The organism is Microbacterium sp. CCH5-D1 (assembly GCF_001557335.1).
Lineage (GTDB): Bacteria > Actinomycetota > Actinomycetes > Actinomycetales > Microbacteriaceae > Microbacterium > Microbacterium oxydans.
Genome location: NZ_LSJW01000081.1, coordinates 1 through 23,402 on the forward strand (window position 1 = coordinate 1; position 23,402 = coordinate 23,402).

Here is a 23,402-nt window from a genome sequence, read left to right on the forward strand (position 1 = left end):
CCCCGCCACGACCTCGCTGCGACCGCCGAGCAGCCCACTTCCCACGAACACCGTGTTCAGCAGACTCTTGCTCACACCGAACGCATCCAGGGCGATCACGGGCACACCGAGAGCCGTGGCCTCGATCGCGGCGGTGGAGCTCACCGTGACGAGGCCCGCGGCCGTGTCGAGCGCCGTGCTCATCGAGTCGTAGGAGAAGACGAGGTTCTCCGGAAGGCGCGACGGCAGCAACCCCGCGTACGGCTCGCGCTCGAGGTGCGTCTCGGATTCCCCCGGCCGCGACCGCAGCTTCACCACCACCCGGCGGCCCGGCTCGGCCTCGGCCGCGCGCACGAGCATGGCCGCGATCTCGGCGCGCTGGTCTTTCGCGAGGGGGACGAGGGCCTGCGCGGCGAAGACGATGTCCGTGGCCGGCGGCTTGACCGGAGCGGTCCGCGGGGGGCGTTCGGCGACCGCGACACCGCCGCCCAGCGCCGCGAAACCGCTGCCCCACGCCGCCGCCGCATCGACGGCGAGTCGTTCCGAGCGCAGCATCCGCTGCCGTCGCCGGGCGAACGGAAGGGTCGCGAGCGCCACGGGCGTCCGCACCCCGATCCGGCGCCCGAGCTCTTCGAAGGCACGCACCTCGCGGTGGGAGTGCACCACCAGCAGGTCGGTGTGGCGGCGATAGTCGAGCGCCCCGCGCTGGGCGGGGATCGCCATACCGGGCAGCCCCGAGACCGTGACCGGCCGATGCTCCAACGTGTCGATCACGCGCCCCATCAGCCGCACGAACGGTCCACGCCCCGCGAGCAGGACCACGTCCGGGCGCTGTTCGGCCAGCCAGCCCTCCGTCTGCGCGAACCCGATGCGGGTGACGTCATCCGGCCCGAGCGTCGTGCCGGCGAGAGCCGCGCGCTGCTGCTCGGCGCTGGCCGTGAGCGGTGTGCGCACGAGCAGCAGGTGAGGGCGCACACCGGGCACGGAACCGAGAAGGGAGGCGGCCCACTTCACGAACGAGTCGGCGTCCGCGATGGCGACGACGCGGATGCCGCTGGTTACCGTCATGCCGGAACGCGGCGCAGCTTCGCCATCGGCGCCCGCTCGCTGTCGAACACCCGCTTGACCCCGTCGCCGGTCGCGCGCTCGATCACCCGGATATCGCGCACGAGGTGCTCCAGCCCCGTCGGCTCGAGCGATGCCGCGTGGTCGGACCCCCACATCGTGCGGTCGAGCGTGATGTGCCGCTCGACCGCGACGGCTCCTATGGCCACTGCAGCGAGCGAGATCTGCAGCCCGCGCTCGTGGCCCGAGTAGCCGACGGGCACGCCGGGGTAGCGGTCGCGCAGCGTGGCGATCACCCGCAGGTTCGCCTCCTCGGGCTCCAGCGGGTAGGTCGAGGTCGCGTGCATGAGCACCACGCGATCGGTGCCGAGGGTCTCCAGCGCTCGGTCGATCTGCTCGATGGTCGACATGCCGGTGGAGAGGATCACGGGTTTGCCGGTCTCCCGCAGCGCGATCAGCAGCTCGGTGTCGGTGAGACTGGCCGACGCGACCTTGTGCGCCACGACGTTGAGATCCTCCAGGAACTCGACGCTGGGCACGTCCCAGGGAGAGGCGAACCAGTCCAGACCGCGCATGGTCGCGTAGTCGCCGATCTCGATGTACTCCTCACGACCGAACTCGACCCGCCGGCGGTAGTCGAGGTAGCTCATCACACCCCAGGGCGTCTCGCGGGGGACGTCGCGCATGTGCTCAGGAGTCGAGATCTCCGGAGTCCGCTTCTGGAACTTCACCGCGTCGGCGCCGGCCCGAGCCGCGACGTCGATGAGCTTCTTCGCGATGTCGACGTCGCCGTTGTGATTGAGGCCGATCTCCGCGATGACGTAGGCCGGACGACCGCCGCCGATCACTCGCGAGCCGATGCTGACAGTCATGATTCCTCCGGTGTTCGAGCGTTGGTGCAACCCCTCCCTCCTGACTACGGGCCGAGGATGAACACCGGGAGACCGCCGGGTTACCGGCATCGGTCAGCTCGACAACACCCGTTCGATCAGCTCGCGCACGGCGCCCTCTCCGCCCCGGCGGCGCAGGACGACACGAGCCTCTTCGATCACCAGCGGGTGCGCGTTCGCGACCGCGACCGGCCACCCCACGATCCGCAAGGCCGGCAGGTCGTTGACGTCGTTGCCGAGATACGCGATGTCGGCGAGCGGCACCCCGTTCTCGCGCGACCAGGCGCGCAGTGCGCTCTCCTTGTCGTCGATGCCGTGCAGCACGGGCACCCTGAGCTTGTCTGCACGAGCACGCACCACCGGGTTGACCTCGGTCGACAGGATCAGCAGCGGCACACCGGCCCGACGCAGGAGCGCGACACCCATGCCGTCTTCCCGACTGACCCGCACGCGCTCCCCGCCGTCGGCATCGATGATGGCGGTGTCGTCCGTGTGCACGCCGTCGAAGTCGGTGACCACCGCGCGCACCGGGATGGGCTCAGGCACGTCGTGCAGAGCGGCGAGCGCACGGGCGACACGGAGCTGCTCTGCATCGTCGATCTCGATCGCGGTCCACTCCGGCACGGGGGCGATGCGGATCCTGCCGAAGAAGCGATGTCTGCTCGCCCGGAAGCCGGAAGCCCGGAACACGTAGAACGCCCCGGTCTCGAGGTGGTGGGGCTCGCGATCCTGCCTTCGCGGGCGGTGTGCGGCCTCGTGGTTGATCGCCGCAGCCTCACCGTGTTCGTCCTCCCGCCACAGGAACCCGTACGTCTCATGCGCCGCGAAGACACTGTCGGCACGGTCGGCGCGGACCTCCTCCACGGCGGCGGCGAGCGCATCACTGGGGATGAACGGCGACGTCGCCTGCAGGAACGCCACGACATCGACGCTGTCGCCGCTCGCTTCGAGCGCGTCGAGGGCATGCAGAATCGCGCTCTCCGAGGTCGCGGTGTCTCCCGCGAGCTCCGCGGGGCGGCGGACCACTCTGGCACCCGCGGCAGTCGCCAGCGCGGCGATCTCGTCATCGTCGGTCGAGACCACGACCAGGTCGATGCCCGCGGCACGGGCGGCCGCGCGCACGGCGCGCTCGACCAGCGGCACGCCGCCGACGCGCTGCAGATTCTTGCGCGGCACCTGCTTCGATCCGCCGCGTGCCGGGATGATCGCCACCGTGAGGGGCCTCTGCTCGTCCATCGTCCCTGTCCTCCTCGTCGTCGCCATCGCCATCGCCATCGCCATCGCCATCGCCGTCATCGTCCGCGCGCCGCCCGCCAGACGCGCCCCGCACGCCGCCGCGCACCGAGGGCGTGCAGTCGCCACTCCTCGATCCTGCCCACGCCGCCGGCGGGTCGCAGTGCACGACGCACGGCGTTCTCGACCGGCGCGCCGGGTAGCCGCAGCTCGGCGAGCCTTCGTGGCGAGAAGTACCGATTCCGCTCGACCGGGTCGAGATCGTGCAGCAGCTCCTCGGCCCGCCCCCGCAGATGTCCGGCGATCTTCGGCTGCATGGCATAACCGACCGCGTCGATCAGCAGCTGGAGCCGGGCGGGGTCGGCGTAGGGCGAGCCCTCGCGCGTCATGGCGTCCACCAGAGTCACGGGAATCCGGTTGCTGTTCTCGAACGGCTTCAGTGCCGCGAGCACCGCGTCATTGCCGGCCGACCCGATCGCGCGTCCGAAGAGCGTGTGCACGGTCGGCAGCGCAGTGGAGAACCCGGCGACGACGGCCAGGGCATCGATCCGTTCGGCGAGCAGCTCCGCCGCGAGCGGACCGCGATACTCGACGAAGTCGATGCCCTGCTCGCTCGCTCGCGCCCCGACGGCCGCCGTCACGAGAGGCGGCGCGCCCGGATGCGGCTTGAACACGATGCGCTGTGGTCGCCACTGCGCCGCACGGTCGATCAGACGCTGCTGCAGGTCGATCTCCTCGGCCACCGAGACCAGACCGAGCGCCGACAGGTACTGGCCGAGCACGAGCACCGTCGATGGGGAAGCCTCAGGGAGGGAAGACTCCCCTGTGTCCGTCTCCCGCAGGACCGCGGCGAACGACGCCGGCGGCACCGGCACGATCCGCGCACCCGGCGATCCCACGAGCGGCCTGACGCCCGGCACGACATCGGCATGGACGACCCGCTCGATGCGTGCGGCGACGGGATAGGGCACCCGCACCCGCATGGGCGCATAGGTCATCAGCCCGTCCCCGATGATCGTGATCCGCGCCCGGGGGAACAGCGCCATCAACGTCCTGGCGGGTGCCACCTGCGGGCTCTGCACGAACAGTTCCAGATCGCGAGGGTCCACAGCCCACGCGCGCGCGAACAGGCGCTCGAGCATCGGGAGATCAGCGGCCTTCGGCTCCCAGGATCGCGGATGCCGCGGCATGAGCATCTCATCCAGCGGCTCCGCGCGGTCGAACCGCGCCCGCAGCGGCCCGAGCGCCGCATCATCCGCGATCCCGGTGACGGTCTCGGGCACCGTCGAGGAGGTGAAGGGCACAAGGATTCGCTCGCCACGGACCTCGTCGTCGATAAGTCCGGCATCCATCGCGGCCACTGCGGTCGCGAGTCCATAGGCGCTGTGCAGCGCGAAGACCTGCGTCATCCGGCACGACCCGCCTGACGGAGGACGCGTGCGAGGACCCGGCGGCGCGGTCCATCGAGGTGGCTCAGCACGACGGCCACCTCATCGGCCGGGAGTCGACGGAGCGTGCGGAGGATCCCCGCGCGCACTGCGCCGCGCAGCTGAGGGCTCATGCGGCGGGCGCGCACGAGGTGGTGGGAGCTGAGGGCGAGCACCGTCCAGACGGCCTTGGGGAGAAACCGCTCCGCCTCGCGATCCCGTTCGACGAGCGAGATGACCTCGCCCATCGCCCTGGCGAAGTCGAGCTGTCTCCGATCTCGGGTCTGGGTGAGCGATGTGGCCACGCCCCGCCGGTAGAGCAGCGCAGGCGCATCGACCACCGCGAACGACTCGGCCTGCAGATGCAGTCGCCAGATCCACGGTCGGTCCTCTGCGGTGAACAGCCCTTCGGTGAACGCCGCCAGGCCACGGTCGATGAGCCGGCGGTGGAAGAGCCCCGCCCAGGCGTACGGGTAGTCGACCATCGTCGATTCGTGCTCCGGCAGGATGGCGTCTCGCGGAGGAACGACCCGGTCGCGCCACGGATACGGCGCCCGGACGAGGGCGCGCGTCCCACCCCTCACCGTGACGTGGTCGGTGCGTACGAAGTCGCAATCGAGCTCTCGCAGCCGCGACGCGAGCACGTCGAGCCGACGCGGCTGCATCCAGTCATCGCCGTCGAGGAAGCAGAAGGCCTCCCCCTCGACGTGCGGCAGTCCCTGGTTGCGGGCCGTCGCCAACCCGCGCGCGGACTCGTTGCGCAGCACCTCGGCGCGGGGGAACCGCTCCGCGTACCGCCGCATGAGAGCACCCGTGTCGTCGCGCGAGCCGTCGTCGATCGCGACCAGCTTCACGGCTCCGAGATCATCGAACTGCCGAGTGAGCGTCTCGAGCGTCGTCCCGATGTACGCGCCGGCGTCCTTCGCGGGCAGGATGACGGTGACGAGGGGTGTGCGCACAGGACTCCAGAACGGGGACGGTGTGCGGGAATGGTCGCAGGCGGTCCTTGCCGGACGGCGACGCGGAGGTGAACGACGGGTGTCCGTGAAGCGCCAGAGACCGTGCACTCGGGAGAAAGGCACTGAGGTGTGGTCCCGTACCCGAACGGAACCACACCTCCCAGTGCATCGCACTGCCGAACGAGACACGTTCGGGACGCGGTATCGCAGATGCGACACCGCGTGCCACGCGGCCGACTGACCCCCATCAGATGGCCGCGAGACGCTCATGGTCGTCGCGCCACCCTGGATGAGAGGAGAGCGCGACCGGACAGTAACATAATACATGCCAGAACTACGGCTGCACTCCGTCGCGCGACTCCCGTGGTCCGGTTGGCCCCCAACGGCCGTATCGGCGACGATGGGGAGATGCTGTGGCCCTTCGGATCGACCTGGCGCCCCGTGCGACAGCGGAGGCGTGACACCGTCGACCTGCGCTGGCTCAGCGCGAGGACCTGGACCAGGCGCTGGTATCCGCAGGGCGTCGACGTCGGCGAATGGCGCGGCCGACGCACCCTTGCCGTGAGCTGGTTCCGCCAGGAGCTGTCAGGAGAGCATCTCGCCTCCCGCGTGACGCTCGTCGATCTCGAGCGCTCGCGTCACCTCGACGTCCTGCTCGCGACCGCCGACGACGACGACGGCGAACTGCACCCGGCGCGGATCCACGCCGGGGGACTCGCGTGGTTCGGGGATCGGCTGTTCGCCGCCGCGACGGGCCAGGGCATCTGGGAGTTCGATCTGTCGGACATCCGTACCGTGCGCGGCGCTCTCGCCCAGCGGCTCGCCGGGTCGAACCGCCGCGGCGGACGCAGCACCGCTCTCGTCGCCGTGCGAACCAGGGTGCATCCCATCGCCCTGCGCTGCTCGTACCTCGGGCGGGTGTTCGACGACGACGGCTCCCCGCTCGCACGGGTGCTCATCGGTGAGCATCGCCCGGACGAGAGCGGAAGGATCGGCGAGTTCGCGATCCCCGTCGACCTCGCCGGCGAGTTCACCGAGGTGGACCGCTTCACCCCCGGCATCGCACGGATGCAGGGCGCCGTCCGCTGGGGCCGGCATCACTTCGTGTCGCAGTCCGACCGCATGCACCCCGGCACACTCTGGAGCGGCCGACGCGGGGCTCTCGCTCCGGACGCCGTCCCTCTCCCCGTCGGGTGCGAGGACCTGGCTCTCGACCTCGAGGCCGGACTGCTCTGGTCGCTCGGAGAGCACCCCTGGCGACGGGTGGTGCGCGGCATCCCCTTCGCCAGGCTCGGGATCGGCGACGAGGGCTCCCGACGGCGAACGTAGACTGGAGGGGTGAAGAAGCCCGCGCCTTTCCTCGTCTACACCGTGCTGCGGCTGCTGGCGTTCCTCGTGCCGCTCGCCATCCTCTGGTTCTTCTTCCCGATCTTCCGAGAGTTCTGGTGGCTCGCAGCGATCTTCGCCGCGCTCATCGGCATGAGCATCTCGATGCTGTTCCTCCGCACGCCGCTCACCGACGCGTCTGCCCGCCTGCAGGAGCGCCGCGAGAGCCGTTCATCCGGCGGTCAGGACGACGCGGACGCCGAGGACCAGGCGATCGACGAGTCGAACGATCCCGCCGACGGCGACGCCAAGCCCTGAGGCTCCCACGAGCCGGATCAGCCCACGGCCGGATCAGCCCACGGCCGGATCAGCCCACGAAGGCCCAGAACAGGGCCCCGGCGTACAGCAGCGACGTCAATGAGGTGAGCGCGAGAGCGGTCACCAGCTCTTTCGGCTGCCGGTACGACCAGACGATGGCGATGGCCGGCAGACCGGCGAGCAGCGCCAGCAGGGAGATCCACGCGATCGGGAACCCCAGTGCCAGGAATGCGGCGATGCCGAACGGCGCGAGCACGAAGAGCGTGAAGAGCACCTGGGTGGCCCTGCGCCCGATCAGCACCGTGAGGGTGCGCTTGCCCACCTCGCGGTCCTGGTCGATGTCGCGCAGATTGTTGGCGAGCAGCACGGCGCAGGCGAACAGACCGGTCGCGATCGCGCCGAGCCAGGCCTGCTGCGGCAGGGCGAAGATCTGCACCCAGGTGGTGCCGATCGTGGCGACGAGTCCGAAGAAGACGAAGACGAACACCTCGCCGAAGCCGTAGTACCCGTACGGCCGCTTGCCGCCGGTGTAGAACCACGCGGCGACGATGCAGGCGGCGCCGACGGCCAGCATCCACCACTGCCCCGTGCGGATCACGATCCCCAGACCCACGAGAGCGGCCAGGGCGAAGAACACCAGGCCGATGATCAGCACGGTGCGCGGCTTCACCCGCCCCGAGGCCGTCAGGCGCGCAGGTCCGACCCTGTGCGCATCGGTGCCGCGGACGCCATCGCTGTAGTCGTTCGTGAAGTTCACACCGATCTGCAGCAGCACCGCGACCGCGAGGCAGGCGAGCGCGATGACCCAGTGGAACTCGGGCCCGGTGCTGCGCGCGGCGCCCGTGCCGATGACGACGGGTGCGATCGCGAGCGGCAGGGTGCGCAGGCGCGCAGCGCCGATCCAGTCCCCCGCCGTCACCGGCCCGGCTTCGACCACCGGACGCTTCGCCGGGTTGCCACTCGTGTGCACCGGCGTGCGCTTCGCGGACGGGTTCTTCTTCTTGCGCTGGGAGGATGCTGCCACGCAGGGAATCCTACTGGCCGACCCGATGCCGGACCTCAGCGGGACGGCGCATCAGGGGTTCGGGTTGGTGTCCTTGCCGTCGAGCCACAGGGTGTCGGACCGGTCGCCGTGGGCGCCACCCTTGCCCACGTGCTTGTCGCTGATCTGCGGCCCCTTGGTGATCACGTGCACGAGGGCCATCGCGTGACCCTGTCCCAGTTGGTAGTCCTCTTTGAGCCACGCGACGATCGGCGTCGCCTTGGTCGTCCGGTCGAACCCCTTCTCGGCGGCGAGTTCGATGAACTGCCGCGGGGTGAGGCCGGTCTTGGTCTCGATGTTGTCGAGGTATGCCTGGAAGGACATGATGCTCCTGTGGTCAGTCCTCGTCGAGGAACGTCTGGATGATGGTGGCGGAGGCGTGGATGCCGATGATCTTGAGCACCCCGTCACCGACGTTGGTGAAGCGGTGCGGCACATAGGCGGGTCCGGTCGCGGTGTCGCCTGCTCCGGCGACGAAGGTCTCCTCGCCCACCGTGATCGAGGCGATGCCCTCGATCACGACCCAGGTCTCAGGATAGGGATGCCAGTGCAGACCCGGCCCCTCCCCCGGCTGGTTCTCGACGAAGAAGTAGGACACGGCGGCGCCGTGTTCGACCCCGACGAACCTCCGGCTGCGCCCCGTGCCGATGCGGATGTCGTCGGCCGCGACGACGCCGGAGAGAGACGGTGTGCTGTTCATGGCTCCAGTCTCGACAGACCCTTCGCCTGCTCCTAGAGTTTCGATGTGGATCGAAACTCCAGCCCGATCGAGGGCGTCGAGCACCCGGATCATCGTGTCGAGTTCCACCTGAGCCCCGGCGACGTCGAGGCGGTGCGGTTCGGCATCTCCCCCGGGCACGAGCTCGCGCACGCGGTGAGGGTGTTGCGGCGTCCGGCCGCCCATCCGCTGCAATGGGGGTGGCTGCGCGCCGTTCGCGAACAGCTCCCGCGCCGCGACTTCGCACTGCTCTCCACCGTGATCGGCGACGACGGCTACCTGCCCGACTTCCTCACGACCACGCCCCGATGGGATCTGACCCCCGAGGCCGAGCTCGATGAGCTGCGCGCGGCACCTCTCGATCCGATGCGCGTCGACTTCGGGAAGATGGTGCAGCGTTCGACCGGCGCCCGCCGACAGGCCCTACGCGAGATGCAGGACCATCCCGAGCGCGCCCGTGACATGATCGCCGACGGGTGGGCCGCCGTATGGGAGGCGGCACTCGCCCCAGTGTGGCCGCAGCTCGAGCGCTTGCTCCGTGCCGACATCGCTGTGCGCGCCCGCACCATCACGACAGCAGGTATCGCCGGCATGGCCGGAGACCTGCACCGCCAGGTGACCTGGGGCGCGGGCGCCGTGCGCGTCTCCCTGCGTCGCCACAGCGAGCAGGTCGACTGCCGCGGAAGCGGACTGGTGCTGGTGCCCTCGGTCATGTCGTCGTGGGGCTGCATGGTGCTCACCGAACCTCCGGCGCAACCCACGCTGTTCTATCCGGCCCGCGGCGTCACCGCAGGCTGGGCCCGAGACGCCGCCGACATCGAGGATGCTCTCGGCGCCCTGGTGGGACCGGCGCGGGCGGCGATCCTGCTCCAGGCCGGCGCCGCCCGCACGACGACGCAAGTCGCGCACGATGCGGGCCTCGCGATATCGACGGCGTCGCATCACCTCTCGGTTCTTCGAGATGCCGGCCTGGTCACCAGCGAACGCGACGGCGCCAGGATGCACCACCTGCGCACCCCGCTGGGCGAGGCCCTGGTGGGTGCCGCGCTCTGACACCCGCCGTACGGGCTACTCCGCGGAGCCCACCGGGATGATCGGCCGGTGCTCGTAGTACGTCTGCAGCACCACCGTCGTGCGGGTGCTGACGTTCGCCGCCAGGCGCACGTCGCGCACGAGCTCTTCGAGTGCGCGCGGCGACGGCACCCGCACGAACAGCATGTAGCTCGCGTCACCGGCGATGGAGTGACAGGCCTCGATGGCATCGAGGTGCTCGAGCAGTTCCGGGGCGTTGTCCGGCTGGGCGGGGTCGAGCGGCGTGATCTCGATGAACGCCGAGAGCGGTGTGCCCACCTGTTCGGGGTCGAGGATCGCGCGGTAGCCGGAGATGACACCCCGCGTCTCCAGCCTGCGCAGGCGCGACTGCACGGCCGACACCGACAGCCCCACGGCGTCGGAGAGCTGCGAGAGCGTGGCACGGCCGTCGCGGGAGATGGCGGTCAGGATCGCGCGGTCGACAGAGTCATCCATAGCTGTAAGATTATCGTCAGGATTCCGTATATGCCGGAATCTTTCCACCAAACTCTCCGATCGGAGGTCCCGATGTCCCTTCTTTCCGCCAACAGTTCCGCTGTCCAGGCCATCGTCGGCGAACCTGAGGTCGTCGAGGACGCATCGATCGCCGAGCAGTCTGCCGCGTGGGCTCAGCTCAAGGACGCCGCGATCGCGATCCGCGAGATGCAGATCAAGGACGGCTCGATCCCGGATGCCGCGCACCACGCCGCCGCCCGTGAACTCGTCGGTGCGATCACCGCCGCGATCCGCGCACTCGCCCCCGCCTTCCCGCACGACGCCGAATACCTCGCCGCCTCCGTAGTCGACTTCGAGCGCTGGGTCTCGGAAGACTTCGGTGTGCCGGACTTCCTCGACTCGCTCGTGGCCTTCCAGCCGCAGCAGCACCGCGTCGACGGCATCCGCCACCTCGTCGTCTTCCCGATGTACACGCAGAACGGCTCGAGCGACCGCCTGGTCGAGGCGCTGATCGTCGAGACGATCTGGCCGGAGTTCATCGCGGCACTCGAAGCCGGCGACTACGGCAACAAGCTGTTCGTCTCGCTGCGTCTGGTCGATTTCACCCCCGGCTACGACACGAACTCGGCCGTGCTGTTCCCCGAGACCGTCGCGATGCGCGAGATCCCGACCTTCACGTGGGGCGCGATCTTCCAGGACCGCGAGGCGGCCCGCTACCGTCGTGTCACCCGTGCCGCTGCCGAGATCACCAACCTCGACCTGCCGGAGCGCGCGGCCGCGATGCTCGACGACCAGCAGATGACCGAGAAGACCTTCGTCATGTGGGACATCATCCACGACCGCACCCACATGCGCGGCGATCTGCCCTTCGACCCGTTCATGATCAAGCAGCGGATGCCGTTCTTCCTCTACTCGCTGGAGGAGATGCGCTGCGACATGACGGCGTTCCGCGAGTCGGTGAAGATCGAGCGTGCTCTCGCTGCCCGCATCGAAGCCGGCGAAGAGCTCACCGAGATCGAGCAGGAGACGCACGACTACGCGCACCTCGTGCAGTACGCGGTGATCTTCGATCGCATCTTCCGCTTCTCGATCACGGGCACTCGCACGCGCAACTACGACGCGGTCGGCGGACAGCTCCTGTTCGCGTGGCTGCACCAGCGTGGCGTGCTGCACTGGACCGACACTGCTCTCGCGTTCGATTGGGACGCCGTGCCGGATGCCGTGGTGGCTCTGGGAGATGCGATCGACGACCTGTACTGGCACTCGATCGACCGTCCGAAGGTCGCGCACTGGCTCGCCGCATACGAGCTCGTCCGCGGCACGCTCACCCCGCACCCGGCGTCTCAGTGGGCCCGCGGCCTGTCCGACGAGATCCTCGCCGGCGCGCCGAAGGGCTACACCGACGCCGTGATGGACGACGAGTTCCCGCTGTCGATGTTCTTCGAGACCCTCGACAAGAAGATGAAGCCGGTCATCGAGTCGACCGTCGGCATCCGCGGCACGGACGACTGATGACCACGCGCGCACCGCGCGCGTTCCGAGTGTGACGCTGGGGCGCACCGCGCTGCGGCTGGAACCTCTCATGCGGGATCTCCCGCAGGTTCCGGCCGCAGAAGCCCCTCCGATCCGGGAGAGTGGACGACATGGCTGAACACGTGGCACACGAGGCCGAGCGCACCGAATCGACGGCTTCCGGACGCATCGTCCTGCTCGCCGGGGCCACCAGTGCGGCCGGCCTCGCCGTGACGCGGGCGCTGGTCGCCGCGAACGCACGGGTCTTCGCGACCGGCCGCTCGGAGGAGCGCCTGCGGGAGATCGCAGATGCCGGCGCTCAGGTCGAGGTCGCCGATGCGACCTCTCTCGACGAGATGACCACCCTGGCCTCGCGGCTCGGCCCCGTGGATGCAGTGGTTCCGCTGGTCGGAGGGTGGAGAGGAGGCGGGGGCCTGGCCGGACAGTCCGATGAGGACTTCGCCGCGCTGCTCCCCGCGCTCGACGCCGTGCGAGCCACGAGCCGGGCGTTCGACGATGTGGTGCGCGCCTCAGACGCCGGACGCTTCGCGATCGTCTCATCCACCGCCGTCGCGCGCCCCCTCGCCGGCGGGGCGAACTACGCCGCGGTCAAGGCTGCGAGCGAGGCCTGGGCGCGAGCGGTGGCCCAGGGCTACGCCAAGGCCGCACGCGAAGCCGAAGAGCCCCTGCGCACGGCGTCCGTGGTGTTCCGCGCCAAGGCACTCGATCCCGATGCGCTGGCCGCCCGGATCGTCGCGCTGTGGGACGAGGACGCGACCGCGCTCAACGACCGGGTGCTGGACCTGGGCTGATCCCCGGCCTGGCACGGCACCGAGGCTCCCTCGATGCCGTCTCGATGCCCCCTGTCCGCTCCTGCGCGGCGGTCAGCGTCAGCGGGAATCCGGAGGCATCCCCGGAACCACGGGTGGAGCATCCGCCCCCTCCGGTTCCGGCGCGTCGATCTCCTGCTCGGGAGCCTCGGCGTAGAGCTCGGTGAGTTTGCGATAGGAGCGCGTGAAGAAGGCCAGCGTGGCCGCGACGACCATGATCAGTCCGGCGAACAGGCAGATCAGCGCGATGCCTCGCGCCTCGCCTTCTCCGAGCAGCCACCCCCACTGCTGCTGCCCCTGGGCGGTCCTCATGTAGGGGATGATCAGGAATTCGGCGATCGGGGCGATCAGGAAGGCCGTGAGCGGAGCCGCCGCCGCTTCCATCGCTGCGGCCACCCCGAACACACGCCCCTGACGCTGGAACGGCACGACCTTCTGGATCACGGTCTGCTCCGCGGCCTCGACCGGAGGCACCAGTGCCATGTACACCCACATGCCGACCACGTAGAGCGGCCACCACTCTCGCAGCATGAACACCGACCCGAGCAGTCCCATCGCGATGACCACGAGCAGCATCGTGCGCATGGGCTTGGGGCCGAGGCCGAACTTGGCCACCAGCCCGCCGCCGACGAGGAAGCCGGTCGAGGCGAAGGCCAAAGCGAACCCCCAGGTCTGGGCATCGAAGAGCGTGAGCCCGTAGGGGTCCATGAGCGCCATGTAGACGCCGCCGATGAGGTTGTTGAACGTGGAGAAGATGATCAGCGCGAACAGCCCGGGAGCCAGTCGGATGGCCTGCACGCTTCCCCGGAAGTCGAGGGCGCTGGAGGCGTTCGGGTCGGGCTCCGGAGCGCCCTCAGGGATGCGGATGAACAGCAGGTGCGCGAAGGTGAGCGCCATGGCGGCGATGGCGATCGCCAGGGTCCATCCCATGCCGAGGAAGCCGATCGACAATCCCGAGAACACACTGGTGACCAGGAAGGCGATGCCCTGCACCGTGCCGACCAGACCGTTCGCGTTCGCGCGCTTCTCCTCGGGGATGAGCAGGGTCACGGTCGTGGACAGCGCGATGTTGCGCAGCTGCTCGATCACGCCGCCGAACAGGATGATGCCGGAGAACAGCCAGAACCACGGCCCTCCCAGATCGAGCAGCGCCGCCTCGGGCTGCCAGACGTAGAGCACCCCGGCGACGAGGAAGGAGACCGCGGAGATGATGCTCGAGATCACCATGACGGTGCGCTTGCGGTTGCGATCGACGATCGTGCCGAACGCCATCGCGAAGAACGCGACGAACAGCATGTAGGCGCCGCCGATGATGCCCGTGGCCAGCACCGACTGCGTCTCGATGTAGACCCAGAACGTCAGCGCGAACCACAGGAAGCTCGTCGTCACGTTCGCGATGAGCGTGTTGACGAGGACGTTGGCGAAGGCTCTCTTCGCTACGGTGCGCTCCATGGATTCGAGGGTAGAGCGGGGCGGGGACATCCGGTAGGGCGATTAGGCTTGAGCGGTGAGCATCCAGCATGACCCCGCGATCCGGGGCTTCGCCAGTGACAACTACTCCGGTATCCACCCCGACGTCCTCGCGGCCATCGCCGCGGCGAACGGAGGCCACCAGAGCGCCTACGGCGAGGACGCGTACACCGCGCGCCTGCAGGAGGTCTTCCAGGAGCACTTCGGCGAGGGCGTGCAGGCGTTCCCGGTGTTCAACGGCACCGGCGCGAACGTCACCGGCCTGCAGTCCATGCTGCCGCGTTGGGGGGCGGTGATCGCCGCTTCGACCGCCCACATCAACGTCGACGAGGCCGCGGCCCCGGAGAAGATCGGCGGCTTCAAGCTGCTGACCGTCCCCACCGACGACGGCAAGCTCACGCCCGAGCTGATCGACCGCGAAGCCTGGGGCTGGGGCGACGAGCACCGCGCACAGCCGCTGGTCGTCTCGATCACCCAGAGCACCGAGCTCGGCACGCTGTACACGGCCGAGGAGATCCGCACGATCGCCGACCACGCGCACGAGCGCGGCATGAAGCTGCACCTCGACGGTGCGCGCCTCTCGAACGCGGCAGCGGCCCTCGACCTGCCGCTGCGTGCGTTCACCCGCGACGCCGGCGTCGATGTGCTGACCTTCGGCGGCACCAAGAACGGCGCCATGCTCGGCGAGGCCATCGTCGTGCTGAACCCCGACGCCGCCGACGGCCTGAAGTACTCGCGCAAGTTCAACATGCAGCTGTCGTCGAAGATGCGGTTCGTGTCGGCGCAGCTGATCGCTCTGCTCGAGACCGACCTGTGGCTGCGCAACGCGAAGCACGCGAACGCCATGGCGGCGCGTCTGCGTTCGGAGATCGAGGCGGGCATCGCCGACGGCTCCATCCGCGGCGTCGACTTCACCCAGCCGACGCAGTCCAACGGCGTCTTCGCCACGCTCCCGGACGGCGTCGCCGACCGGCTGCGCGACTCGTTCCGCTTCTACGACTGGGACGCGGCGCGCAAGGAGGTGCGCTGGATGTGCGGTTTCGACACCGAAGAAGCCGACGTCGACGCCTTCGTCGCCGAGCTCTCGCGCCTCACCACAGCCGGAGCCTGAGCACCGGAGGTCTCAGCGCAGCAGACCGAGGCTCGCGAGAGCCTGGCGGATGAGAGTGCCTCGACCGTTCTCCATCTCGGCGGCGACCGCGTCGGACCCGGCGGCCTCCGGCGAGAACCAGGTGACCTCGAGCGCATCCTGCCGTGGCTCGCACGTGCCGGTCACCGGCACGACGAAGGCCAGCGACACCGCATGCTGCCTGTCGTCGTGGAAGGCACTCACGCCGGGGATCGGGAAGTACTCGGCCACGGTGAACGGCAGCGGCTGGGGCGGAAGCAGCGGGAAGGCCATCGGGCCCAGGTCGTTCTCGACGTGGCGGAAGAGGGCGTCGCGGATCGTCTCGCCGAAGCGGACGCGGCCGGAAACGATCGTGCGAGTCATCTCCCCCATCGGGGTGGAGCGCAGCAGGATGCCGATCTCGATCACCTGGCCGGAGCCGTCGGTGCGCACCGGGATCGCCTCCACATAGAGCATCGGCAGCCGACGCCGAGCCTCTTCGAGCTCGAACTCGCTCAACCAGCCGGGGTTCGCATCGGGCGCAGGGCGATTCGAATCCGGGAACTCGCCGAGACCGTCGTCGTCGGGTTCCGGATCAGGATCAGGTGTGCGGACCGCCATGTGTCCTTTCTACCAGCCGTCCCTCAGAACCGACACCGCGCCCGCCCGTGCACCTCGAGTGGACGGCCGCCGCGCGACGGCTGAGCAGACGATGAGGGTGGCCCCTGGCAGGATGACGGTGTGAGCGAGAACCTGACGATCGACGACTCCGCGACCCGATGGTCGTCCACCGACCGCGCAGGGGCGCCTCTGCTGGTCCTCCTGCACGGTTACGGGGCGGACGAACACGACCTCTTCGGACTCATCCCCTACCTTCCCGAGGGCATCGCCGTGGCCTCCGTCGCCGCTCCGCTCGCCCCTCCGTGGCCCATGCCGGGGCGCTCCTGGTACCCGATCGAAGGACTCGACGGACGCAGCTCGGAGGCGGTCACCGCCGCGGCAGACGCCTTCCTGCGCTGGCTCGACTCCGCAGCCGCCGATGCCCCCTCGGTGGCGCTGCTCGGCTTCTCTCAGGGCGCGGCGGTGGCGCTGCAGGCCCTCCGTCTGGCTCCGGAACGCTTCGGCGCGGTGGCGGCGCTGAGCGGATACGCCGCACCGGGAGACCTTCCGAACGACGAGGCACTGGCCGAGCTGCGCCCACCGGTGTTCTGGGGTCGGGGCACGCGCGACGACGTCATCCCGCCCGCGCTGGTCGACCACACGGCCCAATGGCTGCCGACGCACTCCGAGCTGTCCGGTCGGGTGTACACCGGACTCACGCACAGCATCTCGGAGGAGGAACTGACCGACGTGCACCGCTTCCTCACCAAGTGGGTCGAGGGGGTCGCCGCGAGCTGATCAGCGCTCCGGCTCCTCGGAAGCACCGGAGTCGTCACCAGGGCGCCCGTCGGTCTCGTCGCCGGCCTCGCGTTGGTCCCCATCCTCGCGCTCGCGGGAACCGGATCCGCCGCCCGAGGTGATGGCGACGGAGAGGGCGACGCCGATCGCCACTCCGATTCCGATTCCGAGGGCCCAGTTCTGCAGGGCGGCGCCCAGCGACGCCCCGATCGCCACTCCGAGCGCGAGCCCGACGCCCAGGCCCATACGCGAACGCGACTCCTGCGGACTCGGATCGTGATCTGCCATGCCTCCACGCTACGCACCGGTGGAGGCGACGGCATCCCCCGCGCGACGGACAATCCGACACGCCCGGGGTTGCGCGATCGCGACACGCCCGGGTATCGTCGGGGAGTCCTGTCCGCCGTGTCTGGAAGTCCTTTGATCTGATCCGTCGCCTCCGCGCTCATCTTTCCGCGCGCTGACCCGACGATCGCCGACTCCACGGCAGACCCACTCCGCCCTATCCCGTGACGCGTGTCACGGCCCGGCAGGGGCTCGGTGTCAGTGCACCCTCGCACTCGACAGGAGACACTCATGTCAACCCCGACAACTCTTCACGCCTCGGTCGTCCTCGACCGGCTCACCTTCACCTGGCCCGACGGCTCGATCGCGCTCGACGGCATCTCCGGGTCCTTCGGCTCGGGACGCACCGGGCTCGTCGGACGCAACGGCGCCGGCAAGTCCACGCTGCTGCGACTGATCGCCGGCGAGCTCGACTCCACCTCGGGCGTCGTCACCGCATCCGGCGAGGTCGCGTACCTTCCGCAGCAGCTGACACTCGATGTCGACCGCCGCGTCAGCGACCTCCTCGGGGTGTCCGAAGCCCTCGATGCCGTGCGGGCGATCGGCACGGGCGACGTCGACCCGGCCCACTTCGATGCGGTCGGGGACGACTGGGACATCGAAGCGCGCGCGGAGGCGTCGCTGGCCGAGGCCGGACTGGCCCCGGACTTCCTCGACCGCACGGTCGGCGAGCTCTCGGGAGGGGAGGCGGTGCTCGTCGCGATCGCCGGCATCCGTCTGCGCCGCGCGCCCATCACGGTTCTCGACGAGCCGACCAACAACCTCGACCGCGACGCCAGAGCGAAGCTCGCGGCGATGGTGCGCGCCTGGAAGGGCACGCTCATCGTCGTGAGCCACGACCTGTCTCTGCTCGAGCTGATGGACGACACCGCCGAGCTCTACGCCCAGACGCTGAGCGTGTTCGGCGGCCCGTACTCCGAGTGGCGGGCGTGGCTGGACGCCGAGCAGGATGCGGCGAAGCAAGCCGAGGTCACCGCCGCCCAGGTGCTCCGCAAGGAGAAGCGTCAGCGGATCGAAGCCGAGGTGAAGCTCGCCCACCGCGCACGCACCGCGAAGAAGGCGGAGATCGAGAAGCGCGTCCCGAAGATCGTGGCCCACGGGCGCAAGATGGCCGCTGAGGTCTCGGCGGGCCGACTGCGCACCGAGGTCGGAGCGAAGGAGGATGCGGCGCGGTCGCTCCTCGATGAAGCGGGGCGCCGTGTGCGCTCTGATGCATCGATGAAGATCGAACTGCCCGACCCGCAGGTGTCCCGCAGCCGCCGCATCGCGACGGTCGGCGATGACGAACGAGCCTGGGTGATCCAGGGTCCGGAGCGGGTCGCACTGATCGGCCGGAACGGGGCGGGCAAGACCACGCTGCTGGAGCGGTTGGTCGCCGGCGGCTCGGCTCCGGATGAGCATCCGCTGCACGCCGAGGCCCACACCGACCTGATCGGCTACCTGCCGCAGCGGGTCGACGGACTCGACGAGCAGCGCTCGGTGTTCGAGAACATCGCCGCCGCAGCACCCCACGTGCCGGAGAAGGAGCTGCGCAACCGGCTCGCCCGGTTCCTCATCCGAGGAGCCACGGCCGAGCGCCCTGTGGCGTCCCTCTCCGGCGGTGAGCGGTTCCGCGTCGCGCTGGCGACGCTGCTGCTCGCCGACCCCGCACCGCACCTCGTGGTGCTCGACGAGCCGACGAACAACCTCGACCTCGACACGGTCGACCAGCTCGTCGAAGCCCTCCGCGCCTACCGAGGCGCCGTGCTCGTCGTGAGCCACGACGACGCATTCCTGCGTCGCCTCGACCTCGATCTGACGCTCGAGATCGACGGCGAAGGCGCACTGCAGGAGGTGACGCTGGAGCCGTGAGGCGGACCTGCGTCGTCGGGGAGGCGGCTCCCCGACGACGCACCCGTCAGACCAGACCGATCTCGTACGCGAGGATGACGGCCTGCACGCGGTCACGCAGATCGAGTTTCAGCAGCACCCTGCCGACATGGGTCTTCACGGTCGACTCGGACACGAAGAGGCTCTCGCCGATCTCGGTGTTGTTGTACCCCTTGGCGATGGCGAGGAACACGTCGCGCTCCCGCTCGGTCAGCACGTCCAGGCGCGCATCCCCACGCTCCGCCTGTCGGGGCAGGCGTGTGGCGAACAGATCGAGCATCGACCGGGTGACACGCGGCGAGACCAGAGCATCACCGGCGGCGATCGCCCTGATCGCCGCCGTCAGCTGCGCGGGCGGAGTGTTCTTCAACAGGAAACCACTCGCTCCCGCACGAAGGCTCCCGAACGCGTACTCGTCGAGGTCGAAGGTCGTGAGCACCAGCACCCTGCTCGACGGAGTGCCCCTGACGATGCGCCTGGTCGCCTCGATGCCGTCCATCTCCGGCATCCGGATGTCCATCAGGATCACGTCGGGGCGCAGATCCGCGGCCATGTGCACAGCCTCGGCTCCTGATGCTGCCTCGCCGACGACCTTCATGTCATCTTCGGCGTCGAGCACCATCCTCATCCCTCGCCGGATCAACTCGTGATCGTCGACGATGAGCACCCGGATCGGGGTCAGTTCCTCGGTCATCGCTGGTCCTCCTGTTCGGGGATCTCCGCCCGCACGCGCCATCCGCCGTCGGGCAGAGGTCCGGTCTGCACTGTTCCGCCGGCCAGCCGCGCCCGCTCACGCACGCCGACGAGCCCGCGACCCGACCCGACCGAGGCGGCGGGCGGTCCCGGCTGCCCGTCGTCGGTGACCTCGATCACGAGGACGTCGTCGCGGAAGTCGAGCAGCACCCGCACCTCACGCGGATCCTTCGCGTAGCGCAGCGCGTTCGTGAGCGCCTCCTGCACGATGCGGTGGATCGTGTTCTGCAGAGCGGGCGACGAAGGCGCACTCCCCTCCGTGCGCACCGACACGGGGAGCCCCGCCGTGCGGAAGGTCTCGACGAGAGGCACGAGCTCGGCAAGTCCAGGATTCGGCCGCAACGAACCGTCTTCTTCGCTCTCCGCCGTGTCGTCGCCCAGAGCACCGAGCAGCTGCCGCATCTCGACGAGCGACTGCCGCCCGATCTCGCCGATCTCCTGCACGGCGTCCCTCGACCGCTGCGGGTCCTTCTCGGCCAGGGCATCCGCACCGTCTGCGAGCGACACCATCACCGACACGCTGTGCGCCACGACATCGTGGATCTCGCGCGTGATCCTGGCGCGCTCGGCCAGAGTCGCGATCCGTGCCTGCTGATCGCGTTCACGGGCGAGCTGATTGGCGCGATCGAGGATCGCTCCGATATACCGCCGCCGGTCACCCACGTTGACTCCGAGGAGGGCAGCGATCAGCATCACGGCGAGGAACAGCACGCTCGTGGGTACCGAGACGAAGAGACGTTCCGGATCGGGTTCGCGCAGCCAGTCCAGGGCAGGGAGGACGAGGACCCCTCCCACCACGGTGATGCCGAACGCGATCCAGCCGCTGCGATTCGACCGGTAGACGAACAGCGCGTAGACCGCGAGGCCGACCCCGAACGTCTCGACGACGGTGTCGGTGACGAACGCGACGACCGCACCCGCCCCGAACACCAGGTACGTGAGCCAGGGTCGATGGGAGCGCAACATCAGGGAGGCGGAGGTCACCACGCTCACGAACAGCGGGATCATGTACGGCCACGCGGGCGACCATACGCCGGAGGACAGCGGAGTGACCAGGGACCAGAACGCACTCACGACCAGGTAGCCGGCGGCGAGGAGTCCGTCGAAGAGCCAGGGGTGCGTCTTCCAGAACCGCCCCAGCGCACCGGGAGGCCGAGGCAGACCCATCGCTCTGGCCTCTCCGGCGGCGACGGGTGCTGGCTCTCGCATGGGTCGACTCTACGCACCGCATCGTGGACTCCGTCAGCGAGAGACGACGAGGAGCGATCCGGTCGCGGTGCGACGCTCCCCCACCAGAGCGCCGGCCTTCTCCTTCGAGGCTCGCACCCACGTCTGTCTGCGCGCCGCACCTGCCCGCTGGGCGAACGCGGTGCCCATCCCGAGGATCGCGAGCCAGCCCATGCCGATCGTGGTCGCGACGAGCTCGAGGATGCTGCCGATATCGGTGCGGAACTGCAGCAGCGAGAGGAGGCCACCGGCCGCCGCGATCACCGCGGTCGAGATACCCGCCACCAAGGAGAGGATCCGCAGCGTGCGCCTCCCCTCGACGAACGACACCTGGAGCATCGCGAACGCGGCCAGCGCGAAGGCGAGGACGGCGACGGTCGTGTGCACGAGGTCCTGCCAGGTGAAGGCCGGGCCGACGGGAAGCGGGCATCCCGTCGTGCATGTGACCTGGGAGGCCACCAGGAACAGCGCGGACGCCATCGCCACCGAGAAGGACGGCGTCCAGATGCTCAGCCAGGGCACCGTCGACCGCAGTCCGCGTGCCGCCCACGCGACCGAGAGACCACCCACGACGAGGAGCAGCAGGGCGAGCTCGAACCATCCGGCCGTCGGCTCTCCGTCGGCTCCGAGGCCGCTCACGTACAGGACCCGGTCGATGCTCAGACGGGCGACCCAGATGATGCTCAGAGCGGCGGCGACGAGCACGCTTCCGACGATCGAGGCGATGACGCGGAGAGCGCTGGCGGCGGGGTGGGGAAGGGTGTTCTCGACGGGCATAGGGCGACGGTAAAAGCGCAGGCCACCCCGTCGCGTCGACCCGAAGTGCCCACTGTCAGGGGTCGTCGTACCTCAGTACGAGACACCCTGAAGTGTCCAGGCTGCCGCGCCGAGATAATGAGGCCGTGTCACGAAACCCCATGGACTTCCCTCTCAGCCCGCAGGAGCTGGGAGATCTCAAGTCCCGCCTTGCCGTCGAACCTCGCGATGACTCGACACGTCGTGCTCTGGTCGCCTGGTATCGGCGCAACGGTCACGAGGACCAGGCCGGGCGGTATGCCCTCGCGATCGAGAGTCTCGCCACCGACGACGAGCTCCGGGCCTACGCCTCGATGCTCCGTGGCATCGGCGCCGACGATCGGCGGATGCGCGAACTCAGCCGCCTTGCCGACGACATCGAGATCGAGATTGAGACGAGAGTGAAGCAGGAGCTGAAAGCGGCGACGGCTGCGGCACGACGCAACGTCGTCGGCGACATCGCGGGATACTCGTGGACGGCCTTCGGCCTCATGGTCGTGATCGCGCTGATCTGGACATTCGTCGTCACGATCCAGGGCGACGCGAACGCGCGGGATCACGCACTGGTGTTGAGCACCGTCGCTCTGTTCGTGCTCGCCGCGACCTGCGGCGTGACGGCCATGGCATCCGCGCTCGAGAAGGCACGGGTCACTGCCACAGTCTTCGGCCTGCTGAGCGTCGCCGCGCTCACATTCGGCGTCCTGCTCTTCCCCTGATGACAGGGAGCGCACGCGAAGTCAGGTGTCGATCCAGACGGTCGCGTTGACAGCGGCGATCTTCTGGATGAGTGCGGGCCGGAGTGTCTGCGCACCGCGTCCGAACGTCATGAACAGCCGGACGAACGACGCCTCGTCGAACAGCACCTCGCGCGGCACATCTGACAACAGGTCCAGCAAGGTCGAGACGGAACTGTCGAGTGCATGCAGCCGTCGGTCTGCGTCGGGTTCGTCTACCCTGATCGTCCCGAGGTCGTACGATCGACCGCCGTCCTTCGCGTCGCCGATCCATTCGAACGCCGACAACTCGTCGATCGTCGACGGTGCGAAGACGGTCAGGGTAATGATCACCCAACCGAAATCGTCATCGTTGATGTCCGTCTCCGCTTCCTCTACCAGCGCGGGCAACCCACCTTCTCATTCCGCGAACTCACGCCCGCCGACTCCGCATCGCCCGAGTGTGCGCGAGCGCGGGGTCTGCGGCGAGCGCCGTGTACTCCGCCGAGTCCCGCGGAACCAGAGCGACCCGACCCTCCGCGTCGTGGTGGACGCCCCATCCGTAGCGCTTTCCCAGCGGCGAGGAGCGCAGGCAGGGCTGTCCCTTCGAGAAGAACGACGCCCGTGCGGCAGTGTCGTCCACGGCGATGCCGTTGCGCAGCGCATACGTCTCGAAGATCACGTCGTCGGAGGTGCGCGCGTAGGGCTGCTCGGCGATCAGACGGTAATGCATCGCCGCGATCGAGGGCTTCTCGGCGACCGGCGGCTCGGTCGCGTGCGCGATCGGGCAGTCGTCGGCGACCTCGATGAACGTGTCGACGTAGTTCGTGGTGTGCGCCATTCCCCCAGCATCCTCCCTCCCGCCGACATCGTCACGCCCCGATGTCTGCGGCCTCGA

General features: G+C 69.3%; 26 protein-coding genes. 9 read left to right on the forward strand and 17 right to left on the reverse strand.

Going from position 1 to position 23,402, the window contains the following annotated elements; genetic code table 11:
* The 5 genes from AX744_RS05305 to AX744_RS05325 all read right to left on the reverse strand — a co-directional run.
* Nucleotides 1-1,047: DUF6716 putative glycosyltransferase (locus tag AX744_RS05305; protein ID WP_061015655.1), on the reverse strand; the 1,047-nt coding region annotated here is incomplete at its 3' end.
* The gene (locus AX744_RS20555) at nucleotides 1,044-1,916 is read right to left on the reverse strand and encodes an N-acetylneuraminate synthase family protein (RefSeq protein ID WP_058632547.1); all 873 of its coding nucleotides are present in this window, start codon (nucleotides 1,914-1,916) and stop codon (nucleotides 1,044-1,046) included. The genes AX744_RS20555 and AX744_RS05305, both read right to left, overlap by 4 nt.
* Nucleotides 1,917-2,009: 93 nt before the next feature.
* On the reverse strand, nucleotides 2,010-3,296 hold the full coding sequence (locus AX744_RS20560) for an acylneuraminate cytidylyltransferase (protein ID WP_231728744.1): 1,287 nt from the start codon (nucleotides 3,294-3,296) through the stop codon (nucleotides 2,010-2,012).
* On the reverse strand, nucleotides 3,227-4,576 hold the full coding sequence (locus AX744_RS05320) for a polysialyltransferase family glycosyltransferase (protein ID WP_061015657.1): 1,350 nt from the start codon (nucleotides 4,574-4,576) through the stop codon (nucleotides 3,227-3,229). Before AX744_RS05320 ends, AX744_RS20560 begins: the two co-directional genes overlap by 70 nt.
* The gene (locus tag AX744_RS05325) at nucleotides 4,573-5,553 is read right to left on the reverse strand and encodes a glycosyltransferase family 2 protein (protein ID WP_061015659.1); all 981 of its coding nucleotides are present in this window, start codon (nucleotides 5,551-5,553) and stop codon (nucleotides 4,573-4,575) included. The genes AX744_RS05320 and AX744_RS05325 overlap by 4 nt, the downstream gene beginning before the upstream one ends.
* 408 nt (nucleotides 5,554-5,961) lie before the next feature.
* Here AX744_RS05325 and AX744_RS05330 point away from each other — a divergent pair, with 408 nt between their 5' ends.
* Both AX744_RS05330 and AX744_RS05335 read left to right on the forward strand, forming a co-directional pair.
* Nucleotides 5,962-6,882: a hypothetical protein gene (locus tag AX744_RS05330; protein WP_058632544.1), complete on the forward strand. Its 921-nt coding sequence runs from the start codon at nucleotides 5,962-5,964 to the stop codon at nucleotides 6,880-6,882.
* A 9-nt stretch (nucleotides 6,883-6,891) separates the two neighbouring features.
* Nucleotides 6,892-7,197 (forward strand): DUF4229 domain-containing protein, encoded by a 306-nt coding sequence (locus AX744_RS05335; RefSeq protein WP_061015661.1) that lies wholly within the window; start codon nucleotides 6,892-6,894, stop codon nucleotides 7,195-7,197.
* Between the two features lie 49 nt (nucleotides 7,198-7,246).
* On the opposite strand, the gene AX744_RS05340 is transcribed toward AX744_RS05335, so the two are convergent.
* From AX744_RS05340 to AX744_RS05350, 3 genes are read right to left on the reverse strand one after another with little or no spacing between them, the layout of a single operon-like run.
* Complete coding sequence (locus AX744_RS05340) at nucleotides 7,247-8,221, reverse strand: 1,4-dihydroxy-2-naphthoate polyprenyltransferase (RefSeq protein WP_061015663.1); 975 nt, start codon at nucleotides 8,219-8,221, stop codon at nucleotides 7,247-7,249.
* Between the two features lie 51 nt (nucleotides 8,222-8,272).
* Nucleotides 8,273-8,563, reverse strand: a complete 291-nt coding sequence (locus AX744_RS05345; RefSeq protein WP_061015665.1) for a DUF4287 domain-containing protein — start codon at nucleotides 8,561-8,563, stop codon at nucleotides 8,273-8,275.
* 13 nt (nucleotides 8,564-8,576) lie between these two features.
* Nucleotides 8,577-8,939 carry a cupin domain-containing protein gene (locus tag AX744_RS05350; protein WP_061015667.1) on the reverse strand — a complete coding sequence of 121 codons (363 nt, stop codon included), beginning with the start codon at nucleotides 8,937-8,939 and terminating at the stop codon, nucleotides 8,577-8,579.
* A 45-nt stretch (nucleotides 8,940-8,984) separates the two neighbouring features.
* Here AX744_RS05350 and AX744_RS05355 point away from each other — a divergent pair, with 45 nt between their 5' ends.
* A complete protein-coding gene (locus AX744_RS05355; protein WP_082738414.1) occupies nucleotides 8,985-10,010 on the forward strand; it encodes an ArsR/SmtB family transcription factor in 1,026 nt (341 codons plus the stop codon).
* Nucleotides 10,011-10,025: 15 nt separating this feature from the next.
* Here the strand turns inward: AX744_RS05355 and AX744_RS05360 are convergent, their stop codons facing one another.
* Nucleotides 10,026-10,484: an Lrp/AsnC family transcriptional regulator gene (locus AX744_RS05360; protein WP_046747768.1), complete on the reverse strand. Its 459-nt coding sequence runs from the start codon at nucleotides 10,482-10,484 to the stop codon at nucleotides 10,026-10,028.
* Nucleotides 10,485-10,556: 72 nt separating this feature from the next.
* On the opposite strand from AX744_RS05360, the gene AX744_RS05365 reads away from it, so the two are divergent.
* Nucleotides 10,557-11,996 (forward strand): DUF6421 family protein, encoded by a 1,440-nt coding sequence (locus AX744_RS05365; protein ID WP_046747767.1) that lies wholly within the window; start codon nucleotides 10,557-10,559, stop codon nucleotides 11,994-11,996.
* A gap of 131 nt (nucleotides 11,997-12,127) precedes the next feature.
* Nucleotides 12,128-12,808, forward strand: a complete 681-nt coding sequence (locus AX744_RS05370) for an SDR family oxidoreductase (protein WP_061015668.1) — start codon at nucleotides 12,128-12,130, stop codon at nucleotides 12,806-12,808.
* 78 nt (nucleotides 12,809-12,886) lie between these two features.
* Here the strand turns inward: AX744_RS05370 and AX744_RS05375 are convergent, their stop codons facing one another.
* Nucleotides 12,887-14,278, reverse strand: a complete 1,392-nt coding sequence (locus AX744_RS05375) for an MFS transporter (protein WP_082738415.1) — start codon at nucleotides 14,276-14,278, stop codon at nucleotides 12,887-12,889.
* A gap of 55 nt (nucleotides 14,279-14,333) precedes the next feature.
* Here AX744_RS05375 and AX744_RS05380 point away from each other — a divergent pair, with 55 nt between their 5' ends.
* Complete coding sequence (locus AX744_RS05380) at nucleotides 14,334-15,407, forward strand: threonine aldolase family protein (protein ID WP_061015672.1); 1,074 nt, start codon at nucleotides 14,334-14,336, stop codon at nucleotides 15,405-15,407.
* A gap of 12 nt (nucleotides 15,408-15,419) precedes the next feature.
* Here AX744_RS05380 and AX744_RS05385 read toward each other — a convergent pair whose 3' ends face one another.
* On the reverse strand, nucleotides 15,420-16,025 hold the full coding sequence (locus AX744_RS05385) for an NUDIX hydrolase family protein (protein WP_046747764.1): 606 nt from the start codon (nucleotides 16,023-16,025) through the stop codon (nucleotides 15,420-15,422).
* A 120-nt stretch (nucleotides 16,026-16,145) separates the two neighbouring features.
* Here AX744_RS05385 and AX744_RS05390 point away from each other — a divergent pair, with 120 nt between their 5' ends.
* Nucleotides 16,146-16,802, forward strand: coding sequence for an alpha/beta hydrolase (locus AX744_RS05390; RefSeq protein WP_061015674.1), 657 nt, complete (start codon nucleotides 16,146-16,148; stop codon nucleotides 16,800-16,802).
* Here AX744_RS05390 and AX744_RS05395 read toward each other — a convergent pair whose 3' ends face one another.
* Nucleotides 16,803-17,090, reverse strand: a complete 288-nt coding sequence (locus AX744_RS05395) for a hypothetical protein (protein WP_058633243.1) — start codon at nucleotides 17,088-17,090, stop codon at nucleotides 16,803-16,805. It abuts the gene before it with no gap.
* 288 nt (nucleotides 17,091-17,378) lie between these two features.
* Here AX744_RS05395 and AX744_RS05400 point away from each other — a divergent pair, with 288 nt between their 5' ends.
* On the forward strand, nucleotides 17,379-18,998 hold the full coding sequence (locus tag AX744_RS05400) for an ABC-F family ATP-binding cassette domain-containing protein (protein WP_061015677.1): 1,620 nt from the start codon (nucleotides 17,379-17,381) through the stop codon (nucleotides 18,996-18,998).
* A gap of 46 nt (nucleotides 18,999-19,044) precedes the next feature.
* Here AX744_RS05400 and AX744_RS05405 read toward each other — a convergent pair whose 3' ends face one another.
* From AX744_RS05405 to AX744_RS05415, 3 genes are read right to left on the reverse strand one after another with little or no spacing between them, the layout of a single operon-like run.
* On the reverse strand, nucleotides 19,045-19,710 hold the full coding sequence (locus AX744_RS05405) for a response regulator (RefSeq protein WP_061015679.1): 666 nt from the start codon (nucleotides 19,708-19,710) through the stop codon (nucleotides 19,045-19,047).
* Nucleotides 19,707-20,978 (reverse strand): sensor histidine kinase, encoded by a 1,272-nt coding sequence (locus AX744_RS05410; RefSeq protein WP_082738416.1) that lies wholly within the window; start codon nucleotides 20,976-20,978, stop codon nucleotides 19,707-19,709. The genes AX744_RS05405 and AX744_RS05410 overlap by 4 nt, the downstream gene beginning before the upstream one ends.
* A gap of 33 nt (nucleotides 20,979-21,011) precedes the next feature.
* The gene (locus tag AX744_RS05415; RefSeq protein WP_157543522.1) at nucleotides 21,012-21,773 is read right to left on the reverse strand and encodes a DUF998 domain-containing protein; all 762 of its coding nucleotides are present in this window, start codon (nucleotides 21,771-21,773) and stop codon (nucleotides 21,012-21,014) included.
* A gap of 125 nt (nucleotides 21,774-21,898) precedes the next feature.
* Between AX744_RS05415 and AX744_RS05420 the strand changes: the two genes are divergently transcribed.
* Nucleotides 21,899-22,507, forward strand: coding sequence for a hypothetical protein (locus tag AX744_RS05420; protein ID WP_141368623.1), 609 nt, complete (start codon nucleotides 21,899-21,901; stop codon nucleotides 22,505-22,507).
* A gap of 21 nt (nucleotides 22,508-22,528) precedes the next feature.
* Here the strand turns inward: AX744_RS05420 and AX744_RS05425 are convergent, their stop codons facing one another.
* The gene (locus AX744_RS05425; protein ID WP_061015685.1) at nucleotides 22,529-22,915 is read right to left on the reverse strand and encodes a hypothetical protein; all 387 of its coding nucleotides are present in this window, start codon (nucleotides 22,913-22,915) and stop codon (nucleotides 22,529-22,531) included.
* 22 nt (nucleotides 22,916-22,937) lie between these two features.
* Nucleotides 22,938-23,345 carry a DUF6157 family protein gene (locus AX744_RS05430; protein ID WP_061015686.1) on the reverse strand — a complete coding sequence of 136 codons (408 nt, stop codon included), beginning with the start codon at nucleotides 23,343-23,345 and terminating at the stop codon, nucleotides 22,938-22,940.
* Between the last annotated feature and the right edge of the window lie 57 nt (nucleotides 23,346-23,402).

Excerpts from the sequence above, each read along its gene's own strand:
- AX744_RS05405 (WP_061015679.1), bottom strand. The coding sequence starts at position 19,710 with ATGACCGAGGAACTGACCCCGATCCGGGTGCTCATCGTCGACGATCAC.
- AX744_RS05370 (WP_061015668.1), top strand. The coding sequence starts at position 12,128 with ATGGCTGAACACGTGGCACACGAGGCCGAGCGCACCGAATCGACGGCT.
- AX744_RS05345 (WP_061015665.1), bottom strand. The coding sequence starts at position 8,563 with ATGTCCTTCCAGGCATACCTCGACAACATCGAGACCAAGACCGGCCTC.
- AX744_RS05365 (WP_046747767.1), top strand. The coding sequence starts at position 10,557 with ATGTCCCTTCTTTCCGCCAACAGTTCCGCTGTCCAGGCCATCGTCGGC.
- AX744_RS05385 (WP_046747764.1), bottom strand. The coding sequence starts at position 16,025 with ATGGCGGTCCGCACACCTGATCCTGATCCGGAACCCGACGACGACGGT.
- AX744_RS05320 (WP_061015657.1), bottom strand. The coding sequence starts at position 4,576 with ATGACGCAGGTCTTCGCGCTGCACAGCGCCTATGGACTCGCGACCGCA.
- AX744_RS05410 (WP_082738416.1), bottom strand. The coding sequence starts at position 20,978 with ATGCGAGAGCCAGCACCCGTCGCCGCCGGAGAGGCCAGAGCGATGGGT.
- AX744_RS05375 (WP_082738415.1), bottom strand. The coding sequence starts at position 14,278 with ATGGAGCGCACCGTAGCGAAGAGAGCCTTCGCCAACGTCCTCGTCAAC.
- AX744_RS05395 (WP_058633243.1), bottom strand. The coding sequence starts at position 17,090 with ATGGCAGATCACGATCCGAGTCCGCAGGAGTCGCGTTCGCGTATGGGC.
- AX744_RS05350 (WP_061015667.1), bottom strand. The coding sequence starts at position 8,939 with ATGAACAGCACACCGTCTCTCTCCGGCGTCGTCGCGGCCGACGACATC.
- AX744_RS05415 (WP_157543522.1), bottom strand. The coding sequence starts at position 21,773 with ATGCCCGTCGAGAACACCCTTCCCCACCCCGCCGCCAGCGCTCTCCGC.
- AX744_RS05330 (WP_058632544.1), top strand. The coding sequence starts at position 5,962 with ATGCTGTGGCCCTTCGGATCGACCTGGCGCCCCGTGCGACAGCGGAGG.
- AX744_RS05430 (WP_061015686.1), bottom strand. The coding sequence starts at position 23,345 with ATGGCGCACACCACGAACTACGTCGACACGTTCATCGAGGTCGCCGAC.
- AX744_RS05400 (WP_061015677.1), top strand. The coding sequence starts at position 17,379 with ATGTCAACCCCGACAACTCTTCACGCCTCGGTCGTCCTCGACCGGCTC.
- AX744_RS05360 (WP_046747768.1), bottom strand. The coding sequence starts at position 10,484 with ATGGATGACTCTGTCGACCGCGCGATCCTGACCGCCATCTCCCGCGAC.
- AX744_RS20555 (WP_058632547.1), bottom strand. The coding sequence starts at position 1,916 with ATGACTGTCAGCATCGGCTCGCGAGTGATCGGCGGCGGTCGTCCGGCC.